General features: G+C 72.8%; 15 protein-coding genes and 1 pseudogene. 5 read left to right on the plus strand and 11 right to left on the minus strand.

The window, feature by feature from the left end; genetic code table 11:
• Window positions 1-80: 80 nt before the first annotated feature.
• The 4 genes from R3E98_09495 to purE all read right to left on the minus strand — a co-directional run bounded on the left by R3E98_09495 (window position 81) and on the right by purE (window position 7378).
• Entirely contained in the window at window positions 81-2366 is a 2286-nt protein-coding gene (locus R3E98_09495; protein ID MEZ4423633.1) for a hypothetical protein, read from the minus strand.
• Window positions 2363-5758, minus strand: coding sequence for a hypothetical protein (locus R3E98_09500; GenBank protein ID MEZ4423634.1), 3396 nt, complete (start codon window positions 5756-5758; stop codon window positions 2363-2365). The genes R3E98_09495 and R3E98_09500 overlap by 4 nt, the downstream gene beginning before the upstream one ends.
• A gap of 82 nt (window positions 5759-5840) precedes the next feature.
• Window positions 5841-6878, minus strand: a complete 1038-nt coding sequence (locus R3E98_09505) for a 5-(carboxyamino)imidazole ribonucleotide synthase (GenBank protein MEZ4423635.1) — start codon at window positions 6876-6878, stop codon at window positions 5841-5843.
• Window positions 6875-7378, minus strand: coding sequence for a 5-(carboxyamino)imidazole ribonucleotide mutase (purE, locus tag R3E98_09510; protein ID MEZ4423636.1), 504 nt, complete (start codon window positions 7376-7378; stop codon window positions 6875-6877). Before purE ends, R3E98_09505 begins: the two co-directional genes overlap by 4 nt.
• Before the next feature lie 150 nt (window positions 7379-7528).
• On the opposite strand from purE, the gene R3E98_09515 reads away from it, so the two are divergent.
• A complete protein-coding gene (locus R3E98_09515; GenBank protein ID MEZ4423637.1) occupies window positions 7529-9853 on the plus strand; it encodes an acyl-CoA dehydrogenase in 2325 nt (774 codons plus the stop codon).
• A gap of 191 nt (window positions 9854-10044) precedes the next feature.
• On the opposite strand, the gene R3E98_09520 is transcribed toward R3E98_09515, so the two are convergent.
• Both R3E98_09520 and R3E98_09525 read right to left on the minus strand, forming a co-directional pair.
• Window positions 10045-10824 carry a lycopene cyclase domain-containing protein gene (locus R3E98_09520; protein MEZ4423638.1) on the minus strand — a complete coding sequence of 260 codons (780 nt, stop codon included), beginning with the start codon at window positions 10822-10824 and terminating at the stop codon, window positions 10045-10047.
• A complete protein-coding gene (locus R3E98_09525) occupies window positions 10821-12371 on the minus strand; it encodes an NAD(P)/FAD-dependent oxidoreductase (GenBank protein MEZ4423639.1) in 1551 nt (516 codons plus the stop codon). Before R3E98_09525 ends, R3E98_09520 begins: the two co-directional genes overlap by 4 nt.
• Before the next feature lie 191 nt (window positions 12372-12562).
• Here R3E98_09525 and R3E98_09530 point away from each other — a divergent pair, with 191 nt between their 5' ends.
• Window positions 12563-13615, plus strand: a complete 1053-nt coding sequence (locus R3E98_09530; protein MEZ4423640.1) for a hypothetical protein — start codon at window positions 12563-12565, stop codon at window positions 13613-13615.
• A gap of 100 nt (window positions 13616-13715) precedes the next feature.
• Here the strand turns inward: R3E98_09530 and tyrS are convergent, their stop codons facing one another.
• Entirely contained in the window at window positions 13716-14993 is a 1278-nt protein-coding gene (tyrS, locus tag R3E98_09535; GenBank protein MEZ4423641.1) for a tyrosine--tRNA ligase, read from the minus strand.
• A 374-nt stretch (window positions 14994-15367) separates the two neighbouring features.
• Window positions 15368-16870 (minus strand): AMP-binding protein, encoded by a 1503-nt coding sequence (locus R3E98_09540; protein ID MEZ4423642.1) that lies wholly within the window; start codon window positions 16868-16870, stop codon window positions 15368-15370.
• Between the two features lie 376 nt (window positions 16871-17246).
• On the opposite strand from R3E98_09540, the gene R3E98_09545 reads away from it, so the two are divergent.
• Complete coding sequence (locus R3E98_09545; GenBank protein ID MEZ4423643.1) at window positions 17247-17834, plus strand: DinB family protein; 588 nt, start codon at window positions 17247-17249, stop codon at window positions 17832-17834.
• 202 nt (window positions 17835-18036) lie between these two features.
• Window positions 18037-18396, plus strand: coding sequence for a hypothetical protein (locus tag R3E98_09550; GenBank protein ID MEZ4423644.1), 360 nt, complete (start codon window positions 18037-18039; stop codon window positions 18394-18396).
• Window positions 18397-18424: 28 nt separating this feature from the next.
• Here R3E98_09550 and R3E98_09555 read toward each other — a convergent pair whose 3' ends face one another.
• A complete protein-coding gene (locus R3E98_09555; protein MEZ4423645.1) occupies window positions 18425-18763 on the minus strand; it encodes a MoaD/ThiS family protein in 339 nt (112 codons plus the stop codon).
• A 39-nt stretch (window positions 18764-18802) separates the two neighbouring features.
• Entirely contained in the window at window positions 18803-19918 is a 1116-nt protein-coding gene (locus R3E98_09560) for an exo-alpha-sialidase (protein ID MEZ4423646.1), read from the minus strand.
• A 1921-nt stretch (window positions 19919-21839) separates the two neighbouring features.
• Between R3E98_09560 and R3E98_09565 the strand changes: the two are divergent.
• Window positions 21840-22151, plus strand: a pseudogene (locus R3E98_09565) (HNH endonuclease signature motif containing protein).
• A gap of 385 nt (window positions 22152-22536) precedes the next feature.
• On the opposite strand, the gene R3E98_09570 reads toward R3E98_09565, so the two are convergent.
• On the minus strand, window positions 22537-23595 hold the full coding sequence (locus tag R3E98_09570) for a 1,4-dihydroxy-2-naphthoate polyprenyltransferase (GenBank protein MEZ4423647.1): 1059 nt from the start codon (window positions 23593-23595) through the stop codon (window positions 22537-22539).
• Between the last annotated feature and the right edge of the window lie 5 nt (window positions 23596-23600).

The following is a 23600-nucleotide window of genomic DNA, read 5'->3' on the forward strand; positions in this document are numbered from 1 at the left end:
GACAGGGTGCCGGAGACCACCGGACCACCAGGGAGCCCGGGACGGCTGCGCAGTCCAGGACGCGGCGCCGGTCCGCGCGCTCATCCCGTGGGCGGGCTCGACGGCTCCGGCGCCTGGGGGCACGCCCCCAGCCGTTCCCAGTGCTCCGCCAGGAAGCGCGCGAGCCTCTCCTCGGCGAACTCGATCTGGTACCCGGGCAGCGGCCCGCGCCGCCCGCCCTCCCGGAAGCGCAGGTAGAGCGCACCGGCCACCCCGCAGCGCAAGGCGCCCGCGCGCTCCGGGTCCGCTTCCCCGACGCTGAACAGCAACGCCTTGAGATAGAGGCCGTGACCGGAGCGTTCCTCGTCCTCCGCCAGGGTCCCGGTCTTCGCGTAGAGCGTGCCGGGCACACCGGCGCGCCGGAAGCGCTCCGCCAGGCCGGAGGCCGTGCCGTCCACCGCGACCGCCGCCAGCCCGCCCATGAGCGCAGGATACCAGCGCTGCCCGGAGAGACCCAACGGCTCGGGAGCGACCTCCCCCAGCGCCAACGAGACCCGCACGCGCCGGTCGCTCGTGATCCGCGCGAAGCCTTCGGTGAGGTCGAACAAGGTCCAGCGGTTCTCCCACGCCCCGAATGCGTAGCGGTACAGCAGCCCCAGGTCCGTCTCCTCCGCCTCGGCCGATCCGAGCAGCACGGGCCGGGAGGCGTCGGGACGCACCGCGGGCGGGACGCGCACCGGCGCACCATCGCTGAAGCGCAGACCTTCCCAGACACGGACGCTGCGCCCCTGACGATCCACGATGACGGGATCGGTGGAGACGTCGAAGAGCGCGGTCATCCCTTCGCTGAGCGGGCTCCGGATCAGGGTCTCCCGGGCCACGGTGCGTCCCACCGGCGCCCGCGTCGGCGCGCCGGTGCGCGCGAAGGCGACATCGGACGGCGTGAGGCCGGCCACGAGCAGGGTCGCTGCGTATTCGTTGTTGGAGCACCGCAGGAAGTAGCGCAGGTCCACGCGGCCCGTGGCCGGCGGCGCGCAGTTGAGGTCGCTCCGGAACGCGCGTGACGCGGAGACCGCGGGGGCACCCCGCACCTGTGTGATGCGGCCCGCGCGCGCGGGGATGGCGAGCGATCCCAGGTCGCCCCGTTGGGACAGGATGGCGGCGGCGAGCAGCGGCTTGACCGCCGAGCCGGGCACCACGCGCTCCAGCAGACGGCTCCGTCCTGGCTCGGAGCGCTCGCCCGCCTCCGCCAGCGCCACGACCGCGCCGTCGGGGATCCGGCTGAGCACCAACGCACCGAACTCCGGCTCCGTGCCCAGGCCGGACAGGAAGGTCTCGAGCTCGGTGGTGAGCGCGCGGGTGAGCTCCGCATCCACCGACACCACCAGGTCCGCGTCGGTCGCCGCCGTGCGCTCGGGGTCGAGGGGGCGCACGCCGACACCCGCCACCAGGTCGAGCGGAGGGCCCTCGACTCCACGCCGCCGCACCCGGCCGTCGATCCATTGCTGCCCCGACAGGACGCCCTCGCTCAGCGTCGTGAAGACGGTCGGCGCCAGCGGCTCGATCGCGACCACCGCGCCGGGCGCGAGGCGCACCGAGTCCCCGGGCTCGATCCGTTGCCCGTCCACGGACAGACCGGTCCAGCCCGCCCGCACGGTGGGGACGCCGGCGGCGCCGATCACGTCCCGGAAGACCGCTTGCGCGGTGCGCGCCTCGGACAGGCAGTGCACGCGCGCATCCGGAGGGGCCACGTCGAACGTGCAGGCGCGACCGCGGCGCGCGCCCTCGGGACGGAAACGGGCCGAGCGATCCAGCGGGACACCCAGTCGGGGCGAGACGAGCGCCCAGGGCGTGCGCGCGTCCACGGTCCGCACGTCACCCGTCCAGGTATCCTGCCGGGGCGACTGGACGCGTCGGCTCCAGGCCGCGGCGGTGCGCGTCACCTCGAGGCCGCCGTCTCCGTCCGGACGGGAGCGGAAGATGGACGGGTTGTAGGCCCGCAGCGCCGCAGGCAGCGAGGCCTCGTCCGCCGCCAGCTCGATCCAGTCGCGCTGGAACGCGTTGTAGCGCTGCACCTCGGTGTGCAGGAAGCCGCCCAGGCGCAGGCTGGGCGGCGTGGCGGGCCCCTCCTCCACCACGAGCGTATCGTAGCGCACGCGGCGTCCGTGCAGCACGGTGTCGGCCGCCACGACGCGCAGCGCGGGCGTGCCTTCCAGCGCGATCAGCTCGTCCACCGCCCGGAGCAGCGTCGCATACTCCAGCGATTCCAGCGCGGGCGCCCGCACCGACTGGCGTACGACGCCCACGCCCACGCCCACGAGCGCCGCTCCGGTAGCGCCGAGGAGCCCGAGCACCCACAGCGCGAGGACCGTCCCGCGCGCCCTCACGGCCGCGCCTCCCCACCCGTGGGCGGCGCGAGGGTGGGACCGAGGCCGGCCAGGACGATGAAGGCACCGGTGCCGATCCCGCTCACGAGCATGACGTCCGCCCAGGAATTGAGCCCCAGGAAGGGCATGTTCTGACCCGTCAGGGGCACCAGACCGAGATTGGAGGCCCCCACGTAGGCGGCCGGAAGTGCCAGCCAGAGCACGGAGCCCACGGTCAACGCGAGGACCGCCAGACCTTCCGGGGTGTCGGCCACGCCAGCGCGGACGGACCACAGCCAACGCGCCACCACCAGCAGCAGGGCCAGGTAGGCGAAGAGCACGGACAGCCCGCCGAGCGCGCCGTGCTCGGAGAGGACGTAGACGGAGAAGGCGTTCTCGGCGTACGAGACGACGATCGGCACACCGCGCCCGAGCGACGTGGTGCCCGCCAGCCCGGACCCGGTCCAGCCGGCGCTCGCGTAGGCCCGCCCGCCCCACACCTGCTCCAGGGAGGGCGCAGCCGCGAACAACGCCTCGGAGGGGCCGGCCCACGCCAGCGCCTCCTCCACCAGCGCGGGATCCGTGGCCGCGAGCCCGCGGACGGTGGCGCGCGTCACCGGCACGGTGAGGCCGGTCGCCCGCAGGCCGTCGACGAAGCCGTTGCCGAGGGTGGCGAAGGCGTCCGAGAAGCCGGCCACGTCGGTGGCGGAGCGCAGGTCCGTGCGCGACGGCCGCAATACGGACGCCGCGGCCAGCAGCACCACGAGCAGGAGGACGGCCGAGCCCGCCGCGAGCGGGACCGGCAGTCGATCGATGCGGGTGGCGAGCAGCACCGTCGTCATCATGGGCAGGAAGAACACCAGCCCCAGCCCGAAGTCGAACAGCATGAACACCAGCAGCACGCCGGCCGGGATGGTCAGGAGCGCGAGCGCGCCGAACGGAGAGCCGCCTTCGTCCAGCACGCGGCGGCAGGCGAGCCCGGCGCGCACCGCGAGCAGGAACAGCATGAACACCAGCGCGAAGCGCGCGAAGGGCGGGATCTCCTGGAAGCCCAGGAACGTGAGGACCCCGAGCACCGCCAGCACGCCCACCCATCCCACACCGGAGAGCGTGGAGCGGCCCAGCTCGAGGAGGGCCCCGTGGGCCGTGACCAGGCGCGCGGGCGCACCGCCGCGGCCGCGGCCCGACCAGAGCGCCAGCACGAGCAGCAGGGCCGCCGTGGTGACCAGCACCGGGACGCCCACGCCCCCCGCGAACCACAGCCCGGTCAGCAGCGCCAGGGCCAGCAGCGCGTAGAGCACGCCGGCCGCGCGCGGACGGGCCGCGGGACCCCAGCGCCGCTCCAGCACCATGGAGAGCGAGAACGCGAACAACAACACGAGCACCGGCCCCAGCGCCACGATCGGTGCCTGCATCGTCACCGCCAGCCCCACCGCGGCCGCGGCGGCCACACCGAAGGTGCGCAACGGGCGAGGGCTGTCGGCATCGGCGGTGAGCACGTCGAGGGGGCGCAGCGGACCCCGTCCGGCCCGGCGTCCGAACAGCCCCAACGTGAGCCAGGCCAGGATGGCCACCGCGGCCACGAGCAGCCCCAGTCCCGCCTCGGGGCGCTGCCACACGAGCGCGGCGCCCGTCCCCACGAAGACCACGAGCGCCAGACGCGACAGCACCGTACGGCGCGGCTCGCCGTTGGGCGTGGTCGCGCGCGACGGTGGCAGCGCCGCGGCCTCGACCACGCGACCCGGCAGGAGCCGGCGCGCGAGAGGACGCTCCATCCAGCGAACGAGTCGCCAGACCGCGGGCGTCCAGGAGCCCCAGCGGGCCAGCAGCACGAGCAACGTCGCGAAGGTGAGCCAGAGCCCCACGGCGGTGGCCGCCGCCCGGTCGTAGAACGGCGTGGCATACGCCACGCGCAGGCCGAGCGAGAGCCGGATGCCCAGGAAGACGAGGAACAGGTTGAGCAGCGACCAGGCCGCCGTGGGCGTGGGCGCGTCCGTCCGGAGCTGTTCGGCCAGGGCGGGATTGCCGAGCACCGTGAGCAGTGCGGCCACGAACAGCACGTACAGGCCGAGCACCGTGAGCAGCACCGCGCTCTGCCGGGCGCTGGCCGCCCGATGCACCTCGAACAGCCAGCCCGCGGCGGGCGCGTCGGCGCTGCGGGCACGGGCCGGGACGGGCTCCAGGGTGCCGTAGGGGAACGCGCGGACCGCATCCGCTCCGACCAGGCGCACCTCCTCCGTGTCGCTCTCCAGGCGCGCCGTCAGCTCGTAGCGCGTGGTGTCCAGCCCGAAGCCGGAGAGGTCGAAGTGCGGTTGCGGAGGGGGCAGCGCGCCCGTCGCCAGGATCCCGCAGCGGTCCGCGTCCGCGCCGCACGCCTCTGCGGAGGGCAACGCCCAACCCGTCGGCCGCGGACCCTCCACGAAGCGCACGGCCAGCGGTGCGGCCAGACGCGAAAGGCCGGCGACGCGGTCGAGGCTGAACGCCCACGTGCGACCGCGCGACGTCACCTGCACCGTGTCGCCCCGTGCGACGCGCAGGCCGTCGGGCCCGAGGTCGGGATCGCGGCGCGACACGATGCGGAACACGGGTCGCTGCAGCAGGAGGCGCCCCATCCGCCGCTCGGAGCGCACCATGGTGAGCACCAGGTCGTCCCCGGCGCGGCGATCGGGCAGCGTGTCCCAGGCCAGCTCGGAGATGCGCAGCCCCTCGCGCAGCCGGCGCGCGAGCAGGCGGTCCAGGAGCGGATCGTCGCGGGCCAGCGGCGCGGAACGACCCGACCAGGTGAGGGTGCCGCGCACCCCTCCGGGCTCCAGGCCGATCTCCGAGGGCGCGCCGTCGATCGAGAGACGCAAGGGCGCGCCGGCCGTCAGGGTGTGCCCCAGCGCCGAACGCCATCCGCGCCAGGGCAGCCGCGCTCCGGCGGCCCGCACGCGGATCATCTCGACCCCGGTCGCCTCGTCGAGCGCGAAGGTGGAATCACTGGTCGGGCGGACCGCCAGGCTCCACCGGTCGAGGCGCGTCGGCTCGCTGGCGAAGCGGACGTCGAGGCCCGAACGGCCCACACCGAGCCGCAGCGGCCCCGGACCGGGGGTGAACCACACGCCGTGCACCTCCAGCCGCTCGGATCGCTGGCGATGGGATTCGACGCTGAACAGGAACAGGTTCGCGAGGCACACCCCGGTGAGCGTGAAGAGCGTCACGCCGAACCAGGACAGGCCGAGCGCCCTGCGCGCGCGCGCCGTGCCGAGGATGCCCAGCCCGAGCAGCACGCCCCACAGCCACATGGAGAACCAGGGCCAGTGCGGCCGGACGCGCCCCGCCCAGACGAGCAATGCGCCCAGGAGCACGAGCCCGCCCCAGAAGAGCAGGCGGGTGCGCCGGGTGGCGGGCGTGGCGGACGCGTGGAATGGCATGGGTCCCCCTCGCGAGACGGATGCGTGGGGGCCCTACGGAGCGGCGGAGGCGGGGGTTTCCGCGTCGCGTCGGCGCGACCGGCTAGCCCACCCGGTTCACGTGCCCGAGCTTGCGACCGGGTCGGGGCGTCTTGTCGTAGAGATGGAGATGGGCGCCCGCTTCGGCCAGAACGGTCCGCACGTCCCCGAGCGTGCCGATCAGGTTGGTCATCACCGTGCGGGGTGCCGACAGCGCGGTCGAGCCCAGCGGCAGCCCGGTGACGGCGCGCAGGTGGTTCTCGAACTGCGACGTGACCGCGCCGTCCTGCGACCAGTGCCCGGAGTTGTGCACGCGTGGCGCCACCTCGTTGGCGAGCAGCGTGTCGCCCACCTGGAAGAGCTCGATGGCGAGGACGCCCACGTAGTCCAGGCGCTCCAGCAACGCGCGGGCGTATCCCTGGGCCGTCTCCTCCAGGGCCGGGGTCACACCGGGCGCGGGCGCGAGCGTGCGGCGCAGGATGCCGTCCTCATGGTGGTTCTCCACGAGGGGATAGAAGGCCACGTTCCCGTCGAGGGCGCGCACAGCCACGATCGAGAGCTCGCGATCGAACGGCACCACGCGCTCGGCGATGCAGGGCCGGCCTCCGAGCGACTCCCAGACGGAGTGCACGTCGCCGTGTGCGCGCAGCGCCGACTGACCCTTCCCGTCGTAGCCCATGCGCCGCGTCTTGAGCAGCACCGGCAGACCGAGCGCGCGGGCGGCCTCGGAGAGGTCCTCCGCCGAGTCGACCGGGTGCCAGGGCGCCACGGGCACGTCGACGGCCTCGAGGCCCTGCTTCTCCTTCACCCGGTCCTGCGCGAACGCCAGGGCGTCGGGGGTGGGGCGGACGGGCACGCGCTCCGCCAGCCTCCGCGCCGCGTGCACCGGCACGTTCTCGAACTCGTACGTCACCACGTCGAGTCCTTCGGCGAACGCGTCCAGCGCGGGCTCGTCCTCCCAGGAGGCGCGCACGATCTCTCCCAGCTCGGAGACCGGAGGACGGGCCGCCGCCTCGAAGAAGCGGAACGTCAGGCCCAACGGCCGGCCCGCCAGCGCGAGCATGCGCCCGAGCTGGCCGCCCCCCAACACGCCGACCCTCATGGCGCCGGCTGCGTGGGGTCGGGATCGGCGAGCACGGCCTCGGTGCGTCGGGCGCGCCACGCGCGCACCCGCTCGCGGATCTCGGGATGACGGATGCCGAGGATCCCGGCCGCCAGCAGCGCGGCATTCTCCGCTCCGGCCTTCCCGATCGCCAGCGTCCCCACCGGGACGCCGCCCGGCATCTGGACGATGGACAGCAGCGAATCGAGCCCGTGGAGCGCACGGCTCTCGACCGGAACCCCCAGCACGGGGAGCACGGTCTTGGACGCGACCATGCCCGGGAGGTGGGCCGCGCCCCCCGCACCGGCGATGATGACCTCCAGGCCGCGGTCCTCGGCGCCGCCCGCGTACTCGAAGAGCAGGTCGGGCGTGCGGTGGGCCGACACCACGCGGACCTCATGCGGGACCGCCAGCTCCTCCAGCCGTTCCACGGCGTGGCGGAGCGTCTCCCAGTCCGACCTCGATCCCATGATCACGCCGACCAACGCCGCGTCCTGCATGCCGTCCGGCTCGCTTTCCGGGAGGGGAAAACGTGGAGGTTCGCCGCCTCGGCCCGCCCGGTCAAGGCAGCCTCAGCGCCCCGGCGGCATGGCCGATGCTACCTTGGGAGCGGCCCCCCCTTGTTCCACCCGAACACCCTGCGCCGACGAATGACCACGACCGCCGCACGGCCGCCCTGGCCCGACGACCGACCGGAGCTCGATCCCCTGCTCCCCATCCTCTACGTGGTGTGGGCGGATGGCAGCCTGACCGCGGACGAGCTGGAACGGGTGCGCACCCGCATCCGCGCGGACGTGGCGCTCTCGGAGCGGGACGTCTCCTTCGTCGACGCGTGGCTGGACCCGACCCAGCCGCCTACGCCCGACGAGCTGGCGGACGTGCGGGAGCGGATCCGCCGGCTGCACCCGGACGGCGCTGCCGCGGGCTCGTTGACGGGGCTCGGGCTGGCCGGCGCGGGGGCCGAGGCCGGCGGCTGGAGCGAGCCCGGGGCCCGGCGGGCGCTGGCCGACGTGGAAGCCCTGCTGGGGGTGGCGGGAGGCGAGGCCGCTCGCGCGCTCGTCGCGGACGATGCGCGGCCGGACGCACCGCCGCGCGAGACCGCGCAGAGCTTCGACGCGGCGGCGCTGCACGCCTACCTGGACGCCGACCACGGCGCGCTGCGGCGCCGACTGCTGACGCGGATGGCGCACCCCGACTTCCGCACCGACCCCGATGCGCCGCGAGCCGACTACCGGGCGCAGGTCCTGGAGCGCGTGCGCACGCTGGCGCAGGAAGGGTGGGGCGCGCTGGCGTTTCCGGCCGAGTACGGGGGGGCCGACGATCGTGCGGGTGCCGTGGCCGCGTTCGAGACGCTCGCGTTCGGCGACCTGAGCGTGCTGGTCAAGTACGGCGTGCAGTTCGGGCTCTTCGGTGGCAGCATCCTCAACCTGGGCACGCGTCGGCACCACGAGACCTTCCTGCGCGTGACGGGCACGCTCGATCTGCCCGGCTGCTACGCGATGTCGGAGAGCCGACACGGCTCCAACGTGCGCGACGTGGAGACCACCGCCACCTACGACGCCGCCACGCAGGAGTTCATCGTCCACACGCCGCACCCCCTGGCCCGCAAGGACTGGATCGGCAACGCCGCCCTGCACGGCCGCCTGGCGACCGTCTTCGCGCAGCTCATCAGCGGCGGACGGCGCTACGGCGTGCACGCCTTCCTGGTGTGGATCCGCGACGAGGCCGGACGGACCCTGCCGGGCGTCACCATCGAGGACTGCGGCGCCAAGGTGGGGCTGAACGGCGTGGACAACGGCCGCATCTCCTTCGATCACGTGCGCATCTCGCGCGACAACCTGCTCGACCGCTTCGCGACGATGTCGCCGTCCGGTGAATACGCCAGTCCCATCGCGAGCGAGGGCCGGCGCTTCTTCACGATGCTGGGCACGCTGGTGGCCGGCCGTGTGAGCGTGGCGGCCGCGGCGGTGTCGGCGAGCAAGAGCGCGCTCGCCATCGGGATCCGCTACGCGGCCTACCGCCGCCAGTTCGGTCCCGACGGTCATGCGGAGCGGCCCATCCTGGACTATCTGGCGCTGCAGCGCACCCTGCTCCCGCGGCTGGCCACGACCTACGGGCTGCACTTCGCCGTGCGCGACCTGCAGCGCCGCTTCGCCACGGGCGGCGAGGACGAACAACCCGAGATCGAGGTCCTGGCCGCCGGCCTCAAGGCGGTGGCCTCCACGCACAACCTGGAGACCCTCCAGGCGTGTCGGGAAGCCTGCGGCGGCCAGGGCTATCTGGCCGAGAACCGCTTCGGCCGTCTGCGCGACGACACGGACGTGTTCACCACGTTCGAGGGCGCGAACCTGGTCCTCCTGCAGCTCGTGGCCAAAGGGCTGCTGTCGCAGTACCGGCGCGACATGGGCGACCTGAACGTCTGGGGCATCGTGCGCCACCTGGCGGAGCGCGCCGGCACACGCATGGCGTCCCTGAACCCGGTGACGGCGCGGCGCACGGACGAGGACCATCTGCTCGATCCCGACTTCCACCAGGCCGTGCTGGACTGGAGGGCCGAGCGCCTGCTGTCCACGGTGGCCGCGCGTCTGAAGGCGCGGATCGACGACGGCACCGACAGCTTCGACGCCCTCAACGAGGTGCAGGACCACGTGGTGGAGCTGGCGCTCGCGCACATGGATCGCGTGATCCTGGCCCGCTTCCATGAAGGTGTGCTGCGGGCGCCCGCGCCAGGCCTCTCCGAGGTGCTGAAGACGCTCTACGAGCTGTACGCGCTCTCGACGCTGGAGCGGCACCGGGGCTGGTTCCTGGAGAGCGGGCTCATGGAGGCGGGAAAGACGCAGGCCATCCGCGCGCTCGTCAACGCGCGCTGCCGCGACCTGGCCGAGCACGCCGTCCTGCTGGTGGACGCCTTCGGCATCCCCGACGCGCTGCTCGAGGCCCCGGCCGCCTTCATGGGCCGTGATGCGCGGGCGTGAGCACGCGACCCGCGGGCGTGGGCACGCGACCCGCGGGGGCACGGACCCGCGACCCGCGGGCGTGGACGCGCGACGCGGGGGCCTGGACCCGCGCTCCGCGGGCCTGGACCCGCCCTCCGCGCGCCTGGACACGCCCTCCGTGAATCCCTGATCGGCCCCGTTCCGTCCTGGAAGAGACCATGACCACGATCCTACGCCGTCTCCTGCGCCTCGTCCTGGACTGGCTGCGCACCCGCGTCTGACGCGAGGTGGCGCAGGCCGGGCTCCAGGAACAGGACCAGGCCGAAGACCACCAGCACGTTGGTGACGAGGAAGAACGTCGCCTCCTCCACGGGAAGGCCGGCGGGATTCCAGCCGAGCGTATGCCGCTCGGAGATGGTCCAGATCCCGTCCGCGATGGCGATCCGGTCCGCGATCCACAGCCAGAGCGTGGGGACCACCACGCCCGGCAGCGTGGCCGCCTTCCAGCGCCAGATCAGGTCTCCCTTCAGCGCCCATAGCACGCCCAGCATGGGCACCGCCCACACGAGGATCAGGCCCAGGTAGGTGCCTTCCTCACGCTGGAGCAGCGCGGCACCGATCGCCGTCCAGGCGAGCGCCACCGCCACCCCGGCCCGCTTGATGACGCGCGGCGCGCGCTCCAGCGGCGGCCAGGGGCTTTCCTCCAGCAGGCGCGCCAGGAAGCGGTAGAAGATCATCCCCGTCAGCAGCGGCTGCAGCACGAAGAACGCGTACTCCTCGTAGGGCACGCCCCACAACGCGCCCAGCACGCGCTCGGGTCCGTAGCCCCAGACCCCGCTGGCGATCAGGTGCACGTCCCAGGGCGTCGTGTACACGAGGGCGACGACCGGTACGGCGAACAGCGCCGGCCAGGCGCGCCGGCCCAGCCGCGCCGCCGCCCCGCGCACCCCCGACGCCAGGATGAGCAGCGGAGGCAGGAGGAAGACCAGGTGGAACTGGAGATACGTCACAGGCGACGCCGGCTGAGGTCCTTGAGGAGCACGCGGGCGGCGTTGCGACCGGACGCCCCCATGATCCCGCCCCCCGGATGGGTGCTGGCGCCGGTCAGGTAGAGCCCCCGCACCGGAGCCCGGTACCCCGAAGCGCCGAGGAAGGGACGCAGCGCGAACATCTGGTCGATGCCCATCTCGAGGTGCATGACGTTGCCGTGGACGAGGCCCAGCTCGCGCTCCAGCCAGAGCGGGTGCTGGACCAGGCGTCCCACGATGCGATCCCGGGTCCCGGGTGCGTACCGCTCGAACGCATCGACGACCCCGTCGCCGACCCGCTCGCCGATGTCGTCCCAGGACGCGCCCCGGAGCGCGTAGGGGAAGTACTGGGCCCACAGCCAGAGCACTTCGCCGCCCGGCGGCGCCAGGCTGTCGTCCACGGCCGAGAAGCTCATGGCCACGAGCGGCGGGTCCCGGGCCGGCTCGCCCCGGAGGAAATCCGCATAGGCGGCGTCGATCTGGGCCCGGTCCCGGCACAGGAGCTGGAGGGCGATGCGTGCCTCGGGTCCGGGATGGGCCCGGTAGCGCACGGGGCCGTCCAGGGCCAGGCGGACGATCAGACCGAAGCCGTTCCCGACCCGGAGGCCCTTCACGGCGTCGGGGACGTGCTCCTCCGGCAGCAGACGGCCGAAGGTCTCCAGCACGTGTGCGCCCGACAGCACGGCGCGCGCGGTGACGGTCCGACCGCCGTCGACCTCGACGGCCACCGCCCGTCCCCCTTCCACGCAGATGCGCTCGACCGGGGTGGACGTGTGCACCGTCCCGCCGTGCGCCTCGATCGCGCGGGCCAGCGCCTGGGTCAGCACCCCGGACCCGCCGCGCGGCCGCGCGATGCCGCCCTCGTGGTACAGGGGCTGCCAGAGCACGAAGGGCGCGGAGACCGGCTCGGACGGGGGCGGTCCCGACTGGGCCGCCATCCAGACCAGCGGCGCCTTCAGACGCTCCTCGCGGAAGTACTCGTCCAGGACGGTGCCGTACGGCCGGAGGATGCGGGGCAGCGCCTTCGACCATTCGGAGCGCATGCCGCGCGTGAATACGAAGTGCTTCGCCAGGTCGAGGGGGCCCGGCGCGGACAGGAAGGCGTCCCGCACCATATGCGCGAACGGTCGCCATTCGTCCACGAAGGCGCGGTACGCCCTCCCTTCCCCGGGGAGCCGCGTCTCCAGGTGCTCGACCGTGCGCTCCAGGTCGCGGTGGATGAAGAGGTGGTCGTCGTCTTCGAATGGCGCGAAGAACAGCGGATCCAGCTCCAGGTACTCGAGGCCGTGCGCCTCCAGGCCCAGCTCCTCGACGACGGGCGTGAGCCGGATGAGGATGTGGGCGCTGCCCCCGATGTCGAACCGGTAGCCGGGCACGATCTCCTCCGTGGCCACGGCGCCGCCCACCACGTGCCGGCGCTCGAACACCGCCACGGAGTAGCCGGCCTGCGCCAGGTAGGCCGCGGCCACCAGCGCGTTGTGACCGGCGCCCACCACGGCCACGTCCACGTCGGTCGCACGCGGCTTCATTGCGGTCCCCGGCGAACGAGGAGGGAAGGCGCGTTCGGGAACGGGCGACCGGACCGTACGACGCCGCGCGAGCGGACGGGCCGCCCGCGGCCGGAGGCCGCCATCGCTTGACCCTGCTCCCGCGCTCCCGCTCTATTCTGCGCGACTCGACGTCGCTTGTGCTGCCACCGATCCCCTGCCCCTCGAGGTCCATGCGGGAGACGCTGTCCGTTCGTCCGCACCCCCCACTCCGCTCCGCCGTCTGCGCCCTCGCGGCGCTGGCCCTCGCCACCCTGCCCGCTCCCCTGCGCGCCCAGACCGAGGCGGCGTACCGCACGGATCTGCCGGACGCGCACGCGCCGGCGGGCCAGTCCGGCGATCACCTGCTCCCGCGCGGGAGCTTCCAGATCGGCTACCGGTTCAGCAACACGTCGTTCGACGAGCTGCGTGAAGGCAGCACCGACCTGACCGGTGAGGACGTGCTGAACCTCTACCCGGTCGCACCGGTCACGCGCACCGTGCTCGAGCACGAGCTGGAGCTGATGTACGGGATCACGGACGGTGTGACCCTCCAGGTGCTCCTCCCGTATCGGGATCTGGAGACGGGGCACCTCACCTCCACCACGCCGGCGTTCTTCACCAGGGCGTCCGGGCTGGGAGACGTGGAGGTACGCGCGCTCGTCCGCCTGTTCGGAGAGGGCGCGACCCGGGCCCACCTGGACCTGGGCCTGGCGGTCCCCACGGGCGCGATCGACGCGGTGGGCGCCACGCCCCTCGCGCCCGCCGGCACCGTGCTCCCGTATGGCATGCAACCGGGCTCGGGGTCGTTCGCCGCGCGCCCGGGTGCCACGGTCTTCGTGCAGAACGAACAGGGCTCGGTCGGCGCACAGCTCCGGGGCACGCTGCACCTCAACGACAACGACCGCGGATACCGCCGTGGCGACCGCATCGGTGTGGCGGCCTGGCTGGCGCCGCGGATCAACGACTATCTGAGCGTGTCCATCGGTCTGCAGTACGAGAACTTCGATCGCCTCAGCGGCATCGACCGGGACCTGGATCCGGCCGTCGAGCCCGGCAACGATCCGGCGTTCTACGGGGGCGAGCGGGTGGAGATCCCGTTCGGCCTGAACTTCTTCATGGCGCAGGGACCGTTCGCCGGTCATCGCTTGAGCGCCGAGGTGTCGTTCGCGCCCCACCAGGACTACGACGGCATCCAGCTCGACCGCAGCCGTCGCTTCTCGGTGCGCTGGCGCAAGGCGTTCTGAGGCGAAGGCGAAGCGAGGCCGACCCGCCACGGGTCCGAAGCGGAACGCTCCGGCCGCCGCGGCTCGGGGCACGCTCTCGGCGGCCGGAACGACCACCCGCTCAACCCACCACGCGCACGAGGTGGTGGTTCTTCTTGCCGCGCCGCAGCACGAGGAAGCGGCCCTCGATGGCATCGTCGAGGGTGACGCTGCGCTCGATGCCGTCCACGCGCACACCGTTGACGTAGATCCCGCCGCCCTCGACGGCGCGACGCGCTTCGCCTTTGGAAGGGGTCACACCGGTCTCGGCGAGCAGGTCGAGGATCGGCCGCCCTTCGCCCGAGAGGTGAGCACGCGGCACGTCCGCCGCCGGCACGTCCGCGAAGATATCCGCGATCTCCGCTGCCCCGAGGCCCTCCAGGGTGCCGCCGAACAGCACGTCGGTGGCCTTGCGGGCGCGCGCGAGCCCGTCCTCCCCGTGCACGCGCCGCGTGACGTCCTCCGCCAGCGCGCGTTGGGCGGCTCGACCGGCCGGGTCCGCGGCCAGGGCACCCTCCAGCTCCTCGACGCGCGAGCGATCGAACAGCGTGAACGCCTTGAGCCAGCGCACGGCGTCGGCATCGTCCGTGTTCAACCAGAACTGGTAGAAGCGGAACGGCGATGTGCGCTCCGGATCCAACCACACGGTGCCCGCCTCCGTCTTGCCGAACTTCACACCGGAGGCGGTGGTCATGAGCGGCCACACCACCCCCCAGGCCCGCGCGCCCTTCACCCGCCGGATCAGATCCGTGCCGGCCGTGATGTTGCCCCACTGGTCGCTCCCGCCCATCTGCCCCGTGCAGCCGTAGCGCTCGTGGAGCGCCAGGAAGTCGTAGGCCTGCAGCAGCACGTAGCTGAACTCGGTGTAGGACAGGCCCACCTCGTCCGACTGCACGCGTCGGCGGATGGACTCCTTGTTGAGCAGGGCGTTGATGGAAAAGTGCTTGCCCGTGTCCCGCAGGAAATCCAGGAGCGGGAGGCTCCCCAACCAGTCGAGGTTGTTGGCCATGCGCGCGGGGTTCGCGCGCGCGTCGAAGTCGAGGAAGCGCTCGAGCTGCGCGTGGATGCCTTCGACGTTCTCCTCGACCTGCGCGCGCGAGAGGAGCTGACGCTCCTGGCTCTTGCCGGACGGATCGCCGATCAGGCCGGTGCCCCCGCCGACCAGCGCGATGGGCGAGTGCCCGGCGCGCTGCGCGTGCACGAGCCCCATGATCGTGAGCAGGCTCCCGACGTGGAGCGAGGACGCCGTGGGATCGAACCCGATGTAGACCGTCTGCGGACCCGACGCGAGGGTGTCGGCCGCACCTTCGGTCGCGTCCTGCAGCATGCCGCGCCAACGGAGTTCTTCGAGGAGATCCATGCCCTGGTTCTGCGTGGGGAGAAGCGGAGCCCGCGCGGTGCGGAGGCCGCGCGGTGCGAAGGCCGGCCCAGCGGCGACGAGCCCCAAGAAAACCCGGCCCGGGAGCGGGATCAAGGCCGCCTCGGGAGCGGGATCGAGGCCGTGGCGGCAGTGGGACGGAGGCCAGGGCGGGTCCGGATGGAGGGTGTGGCGGGCCTGGATCGAGGGCGTGGCGGCAGTGGGACGGAGGCCACAGTGGGTCCGGGTCGAGGGCATTGCGAGGGTGGATCGAGGCCGTGGCGAGCCGGGTCGAGGCCCTTGCGGGTCCAGGTCGAGGGCGTGGCGGGCCTGGATCGAGGGCGCAACTCGGGGTCCGCCTCCCCCGCTCACCGGGTTCAGCCGAGTCGTTCGCGGACGATCCGCAGCGCCTCGCGCCGGTCGAGCTTGCCGCCGCGGTTGCGGGGCAGGACGTCCACGAAGACCCAGTCGCGCGGGCGCTCGGGCGGTCTCAGCCCGAGCCGCGCGAAGGTTGTGAGCCGGTCCGCCAGCGCCTCCTGTGCGGAGCCTGGTGCCGGGACCAGGAGGGCGACCACCCGCTCGCCCCACTCCGGATCGGCCGCCCCCACCACGCAGACGTCGGCGACGTCCGGATGGTGCAGCAGCACGCCCTCCACGGAGAGCGGGTCCACGGTGGCCCCGCCGCTGATGATCCGCTCGGCGGCGCGGCCGGTGACGAACAGTCGGCCCTCCCCGTCCAGATGCCCGAGGTCGCCGGTCCGGTACCAGCCGTCGGTCGACGCGAGAGGCTCCAGTCGGGGGGCGGCGGTCGCCTGGCCCCCGCCCGGCTGGCCCTCCGGCACGACCGGCGGCCGGGGGTCAGGGACGGGCGCCCCCGTGTCCGGCATCCGCGGCCCAGGGTCCGGCACCGGCGGCCCAGGGTCCGGCACCGGCGGCCCCGTGTCCGGCACCGGCGCCCCCGTGTCCGGCATCCGCGGCCCGGGGTCCGGCACCGGCGCCACGGGGTCCGCCACGATCCGCGCCAGCGCCAGGCCCGGGCTCCTCACCTGGATGACCCCGCCCGCTCCGATCCGGACCTCCACGCCGTCCAGGGGAGCGCCCACCGTGCCGGGCACCGCGCGCACCAGGTCCGGCCCGGCGGTGGCCACCTGGGAGCTCGCCTCGGTCATGCCGTAGGTGAGGAACAGGGGCGCGTCCAGGGCCAATGCGGCCTCGACCAACGAACGCGGCGTGGCGGCCCCACCCAGCAGGAGGCCGCGGACGATGTGGGGGAAGGGTCGGCCGCGCCGGGCCTGGAGGAGCCGGTCGAGCATGATCGGCACCAGGGACGCGAAGGTGACCGCTCCAGAGTCGAGGGCCGCCGACAGCCCTTCCGCCCGGAAGGGTCCCTCCACCCGGAGGCCGTGCCCCAGCGTCCGGGCCCGCACCAGCGTGGCCAGCCCGCCCATGGTGGCGGGCGACAGCGTGTGGGCCCACACGTCCTCGGACCCGACCCCCAGCCGCGTGCCGGCGCTCCGCGCCACGTGCTCCAGGCCGGCCCAGCCGAGCACGACCCCGGTCGGCCGACCCGACGTGCCCGACGTCCACACCACGGCGGCGCTGCCCTCGGGGAGGGCCGGGCAGGCCTCCAGTGCGCCCAGGGCCCGGTCTCGTTGGGCCGGGGGGAGATCGGGGTGGAGCGGAGCCAGGACGCCGCCCGCCGCCCACACGGCCAGGGCCTCGATCACGTCGGCGGCGGTCTGGCCGGCGGGGACCGGCCACGGCCGACCCGGGTGGAGGTCCGCCGCCAGGGCGGCGGCCCGCCCGGCCACCCGGTCCGCCACCTCGGCCGCCGACCAGGCGAAGCCGGGGCCGGAGATCGGGAAGGCGGCGGGCGACATGGGGGCCTCGGGACGGGCGTGGGGGTCCACGGCCAGGGGGGCCGGATCCCTGGAATATAGGGACGAACGGCGGAGGCGCGGGGGCAGCTCGGCCTCGGGCTTGGCCCGCTCGGCCTCGGCTTGGCCCGCTCAGTCTCGGCCCGGCCCGCTCGGCCTCAGCTTGCCCGTTCGGCCTCGGCTTGCCCGCTCGGTCTCGGCCCGGCTCGCTCGGCCTCGTCCGGTGGCCCCTCGGCCTCGTGCGGGGTCGTCCCTGCCCTTCGCCGGGTGGCCTCCCTGGCCCGCTCGGGCCAGCTTCCTCCGTCAGCCGGCGGGCTCGGCCACGTATGTGGCACCACACCCAAGGGTCCGCACGACTCTCTACTGGAGGTTTCCTGGCATGCACCGACGCGCACATGGATTCGGGATCCTGCTGGTCGCCCTGGCCCTGCCCGCCTGCTCGGGCGGCGATGGCTCCAACGCGGCCGACGCCGCGCCGGCGGGCGAAGCCACGGCCATGGCGGTCGCGGACAACGTCACCGGCTCGCTCAAGGGCCTGTACGACATGACGTCGCAGAACTTGAAGGCGACGGCCGAGAAGGTCCCCGAGAACCTCTACGGCTATCAGCCGACGGAAGAGGTCCGCACCATGGGGCAGATCCTGGCCCACGTGGCCGGGGCGCAGTTCATGTTCTGCGCGGGTGCGGCGGGCGAAGACAGCCCCAACGCGGAGAACTTCGAGGAGACCCGCACGACCAAGGCGCAGATCATCGAGGCCCTGGACATGGGGATCGAGTACTGCAACCAGGTCTACGCGAACATGTCGGACGCGCGGGGTCAGGAGATGGTCCCGTTCTTCGGCAACGACATGGCGGTGTCCGGCGTGCTCGCCTTCAACACCGCACACAACTACGAGCACTACGGCAACCTGGTCACCTACATGCGCATCAACGGGATCGTGCCGCCGTCCTCCGCGGGCGGCATGTAACGAGGTGGCCTCACCGAGGAGCGTTGGTGGCGGGTCGGCCCATCGGGGCCGGCCCGCCTTCGTCGGCCTGGCCGCGGCGGTGCTGCTCAGCGCGAGCTCATCCTCGACGGCTCAGGCGCAGGAGCGGTTCCCCGATTGGGCAGGCCGCTGGGAGGGGACGCTCGTCAACCTCCCCCAACGCCCGGGAGCGGCTCGCGTCGAGGTGATCCGCGAGATCGGCCCGTGGCCGACGGTACCGGGAGCATGCACGCCCTGGCGCACGACCTATCAGGAGGGCGGCGTGGTGCGCCAGGTCAAGGACTACCAGGTCTGCCTGGCCGACGAACCCGACGGGTACACGATCGACGAGGGGGCGGGCGTGCGCCTCGACGCGCGCTGGCTGGATGACGTGCTGGTGTCCGTCTTCAAGGTAGACGCACTGCTGCTCACGGTCACGACGCGCGTGCGCGGAAGCACGCTCGAGGAAGAGATCGTGACGGCACCCGATCCCGACGGGGGATCCGGGATCCGCAGCCTGTCCGCAACAGGGATCCAGAGACTGGTCCTGCGGCGGACGCCGTAGCGGCGCCGTGTAGCGCCGGCGCCCTCCGCTAGCCTCCCGCCATCGCCCCCACCACCAGGAGCGGCTCGCGGCCTTCGGCCACGGCAGCCGGCAAGGGCGCGTCCGGCGACTCGTGCGACAGATCGCGGTTGCACGCGAAGAAGCGGATGAAGTCGCGCCGTCGACCGGTGCGCTGATCGCGAACCGTCCCCCGCAACGCCGGGAAGCGCGCTTCAACGGCGTCGAGCACGCCGCCCGTAGTGGGGGTTCCTTCCACCTCGACCTCCACGGATCCCTGGATGCGCGCCAGGGTGCGGAGCGGCGTTGGCAGCTCCACGCGGATGCGCGCAACGTCCTTCCTCGATGCGTTCTCCGGTGACGCGCTCACGGCGGTGCCTGCCTCACGGCCCGCTCTCTCCCCGACCGCTCACGGCAGCGTCTGCACTTCCACCGACAGCACCGACGGCAGATCACGCACGATCGCGTCCCAGTGGTCGCCTCCATCGGGTGACAGGTAGACCTGCCCTCCCGTGGTGCCGAAGTAGATACCACAGGAATCGAGCGCATCCACCGCCATCGCGTCCCGCAACACGTTGACGAAGCAGTTCTCCTGGGGAAGTCCCCGTGTGAGGGCCTCCCACTCGTTCCCGCCCGTTCGGCTGCGATAGACGCGGAGCTTGCCCTCCGGCGGATAGTGCTCGCCATCGCTCTTGATGGGGACCACGTAGACCGTGTCGGGCTCGTGCGTGTGCACCTCGATGGGGAAGCCGAAGTCGGAGGGGAGGTTGCCGCTCACTTCGTGCCACGTGTCGCCACCGTCGTCGCTCCGCATCACGTCCCAGTGCTTCTGCATGAACAGCACGTTGGGTCGATCCGGATGCTGGGCGATGCGGTGCACGCAGTGCCCGACCTCGGCCTCGGGCGCCGGGATGCCCTGCGATTTGAGTCCTTTGTTGATCGGCTTCCAGCTGGCACCCCCGTCGTCCGTCCGGAAGGCCCCCGCTGCGGAGATGGCCACGAACATGCGCTGGGCGTCCGCCGGATCGAGCAGGATCGTGTGCAGGCACATTCCACCCGCTCCCGGCTGCCAGTGCGGGCCGGAGCCATGACCTCGGAGGCCCGACAGCTCGCTCCAGGTCTGACCGCCGTCGGTGGAGCGGAAGAGCGCCGCGTCCTCGACACCGGCATAGACGGTGTCGGCATCCGTGCGCGAGGGCTCGAAGTGCCAGACGCGCTTGAACTCCCACGGGTGGGGCGTGCCGTCGTACCACTGGTGGGTGCCGGGCACGCCGTCGTAGGCGAAGTCGTTGCCGACCGTCTCCCAGGTCGCACCGCCGTCGTCGGAGCGCTGCACGGTCTGACCGAACCACCCGCTGCTCTGCGAGGCCCAGATGCGGTTCGGTTCCACGGCCGAACCCTTCATATGGTAGATCTCCCACCCGGCGAAGAAGGGCCCCTGCACGTCCCACTGCTTCCGGCTGCCGTCCGCCGACAGGACGAACCCACCCTTCTTCGTGCCCACCAGGACCCGCACCCGACTCATCGCCACCCCACTCCGCTCGGTGTCCGGGAACGGCGCGCCCCACGACCGCTCCAATGGAGGGAGCATACGTCCAAGTGCCGGCAGCGGCTACTGAGGATCGGGGGATGATCCACGTGCACGAGGCCGATCCTGCCATGGACGGCTTTGGGCGTCTCGCGGACCCGCGCGAGTGTCCCATTCTGCCCTGGACGGCATTGGGCGTGTCGCGGACCCCTTGCGAACGTCCCATGCTGCCCTGGACGGCTTTGGCGGTGTCGCGGACCCGCGTGAACGTCCCATTCTGCCATGGACGGCTTTGGGTGTGTCGCGGACCCTTGCGAATGTCCGGTGCTGCCCTGGACGGCTTTGGGCGTGTCGCGGACCCGCGTGAACGTCCGATGCTGCGCTGGACGACTTTGGGCGTATCGCGGACCCGCGCGAACGTCCCATTCTGCCATGGATGGCTCTTGGCCGTGTCGCGGACCCGCGCGAACGTCCCATTCTGCCATGGACGGCTTTGGCCCTGCTGCGGGGGCTCGGGTCCGGGATGCACCGCGCTGCGGCCTTCTGCCGAAGCCTCCGACCTCGGCGTTCGTGCGTCCTGGAGCCGCAGGAGAGGCCGCGAAACTCCACCGGTATCTTTGAAGCAGGTTCAACGCTTCGAAGGAGGTAAGATGGAATCGACGGCGGGCGTGCGCGATGTGCGGGTGGATGTGGACGCGCCGCGAGCGCCACGCGGCGCGGTCGGGATGGCGCCCGTCCCGCCGCAGCGTCGTCTCCGGCTCCCTCTCCCTTCGATCTGTCGGTCGAGGCGCTGGACGAGATCGAAGACCTCGCCGACGAGATCATCTTGCCTGGCGGCGCAGATCCACGCGGCGACGCACCGTCAGCTGACGCTGCTGGCCGAGTTCGACCGGCGACGCGCCGGTTTATGCCACCCGTGCGCACCTGGCTGGCGCTGCGCACCGATCGATCTGGCCGGCGCGCGGCAGTGCGCGCCGCCCGTGCCCTGGAGGACCTGCTCGTGATCGGCGCCGCGATGCAGCGCGGTGCGCTGTCCTTCAGCAAGGTGCGCGCTGACGCGCGCGTGGCCAGCGCGGAGGACGAGCACGAAGCTGCTGGCCCTGCTAGCTCTCCAGCACGGCGCACGAGGTGGAGCGCACGGTGCAGCGCTGGCGGCGGCTGGCCGTCTGGACGAGCAGGCGCTGGAAGCCGCGCGCCACCGGAGCCGCTGCTTCTCGGTCTTCCCGGACGGGGACGGCATGTACGTCGTGAAGGGTCGGCTCGACCCGGAGGTGGCGGCCGTGCTGATGCGCGCCGAGGCGGCGGCCGATGCGGCTCTGGTGGAAGGGTCCCGAGCTGGCGGAGGCGGAGCCGGTCGCCCCGGAGCAGCGCCGCGCGGACGCGGTGGGCCTGCTGGCGGAGCGGGCGCCAGCGCGGGGCCTGACCGGGAGGGCGGCGGACCGGATGCGCCCATCGCAGCGGCACGCGCGCCGAGCGCTACCAGGTGATGCTGCACGTGGAGGAAGCGGCGTTGCGGGAGTGAGGTGTGAGGAGAGGCCGAAGAGCACACGAGGACTTCGAGACCGCGCATGGAGCACGCGTGCGCGACGCAGCAGACGCGAACACCGACGCCGGACGTACAGGAGGAGGCGGAAGCGGCGGAGGCGCATCGGCGGAGTGGTCAGCACAGAAGCGGCTTCAGCGCCGAAGCGGGACGCCGCAGGAGGGGTCCGCACAGGGCGCGTCGACCCACCCCGCGACGGCGGCGCATGCCGCCTCCGTCGCATCCTCTCGCCCCGGTCTGTTAGCCCATGACGGCACCCGCGTTGCCGCGGCAACGTCGGGGCGCTTCCGTCCTGCGATGCGAGCCTGGTGCGGGGCGACCACCACCGCGCGCGGGGACGTGCTCACGCGGCGCACCCGCACGGTGCCTCCGTCCCTGCGCCGCGCGCTCGAGGTCCGTGACCGCGGCTGTCGCTATCCCGGATGTGGCCGTCGCTTCACGGATGCCCACCACATCCGCCACTGGGCGGACGGCGGGCCCACCTGTCTGTCCAACCTCCTCCTGCTCTGCCGGGTCCACCACCGGCTGCTCCACGAAGGCGGCTTCACGGTCGAGCTGGGCGCGGACGGTCGGGCCGTCTTCCGGGACCCGCGCGGGCAGCCCGTCCCACACCTGCCCCCCCTCAAGCGCGCCACGCAGGAGGAGGTCGACGCGATGAAGACCGCGCTCGGGATCCGACCGGGATGAACGAGGGCGGGATCGGTCGGGGTGAGCCAACCGGGATGAATCCGACCAGGATGAACCCAACCGGGATGAACGAACTCAACCCGGAGGAACCCGACCGGGTTGAATCCAACCGGGATGAACGAGCGGGGGGTGAACCCGACCGGACGAACCCAACCAGGATGAACCCGACCGGGACGAACCCGACCCGGATGAACCCGACCCGGATGAATCCAACCCGGATGAATCCAAGCCGGATGAACCCACCCAGGATGAACCCGACCGGGATGAGCCCGACCCGGGCGAATCCAACCCGGGCGAATCCAACCGGGCGAATCCAACCGGGATGAAGCGACCGGGATGAACCAGCGCGCGATCCGACGATGAAGGGGATCGCGGGATCCGACCCTCACCCCAACGCGAACCCCACGGCGACCAGCACGCCGTACAGCCCGGTCGCCTTGGCGGTGATGGGTAGCGCAGGCAGCACCGCCCGCGCCTGCTCCTCGGTCAGGACCTGTCTCAAGGCGGGTCCGGTGGCCAGCACGCCTACGAGGCCCAGCAGGACCCACACCGGCCAACCGGCCGTGAGGACACCTCCGATCAGGGCTGCCGCGCCCACCGCCACCATCAAGGCGTACTCCGCCCTTCCCGCGCCCCGCCCCAGCAGCACGGGCAGCGTGCGCTTCCCCGCCACCCGGTCGGTCTCCAGGTCGCGCAGGTTGTTCGCGGCCAGGATGGCGGTCGAGAGCGCCCCCACTCCCAGCCCCGCCACCAGCAGATCGCCCCGCCATTCGAGCGCCTGCACCCAATACGTGCCCCCCACAGCCACGGGCCCGAAGAACACCAGCACGAACAGGTCACCGAGCCCGTTGTACGCGAGCGGGAACGGTCCGGCCGTGTACGCCAGCCCGGAGGCCACGCTCGCCAGCCCGATCACGACGATGGGCCAGCCCCCCACCGCGACCAGATACACGCCCACCGCCATCGCCGCCCCGAACGTGAGGAACGCGGCGTTGCGCACCGCGACCGGTGCGATCAATCCGGCCTGCGTGACGCGCACCGGGCCCACGCGCTCGGCGGTGTCCCCACCGCGCACGTGATCGTAGTAGTCGTTGGCGAAGTTGGTGCCGATCTGGATCAGGATCGCGCCGACCAGCGCCGCGAGCGCAGGCAATGCGCGGAACTGGCCCTGCCATGCGGCATAGCCGATGCCGATCCAGACCGGCGCCAGCGCCGCGGTCAGGGTCTTGGGCCGCGCCGCCTGGATCCAGAGCTGTGGGGACGCCATGGAGGTCAGGGGCGCGCCCGGATCGAGCGACGGGGGCTCCGGAACGAACGAGAGGCTCCCGACGACGAGCACCGATTCGTCGACAACGAGCGTCGAGTCGCCGACGACGAGCACCGAGTCGACGGCAACGACCGCCGAGTCGTCGACAACGAGCACCGAGTCGACGGCAACGAGCACCGAGT

Source organism: Gemmatimonadota bacterium (assembly GCA_041390125.1).
Classification (GTDB): Bacteria; Gemmatimonadota; Gemmatimonadetes; order Longimicrobiales; family Gaopeijiaceae; genus JAGQIF01.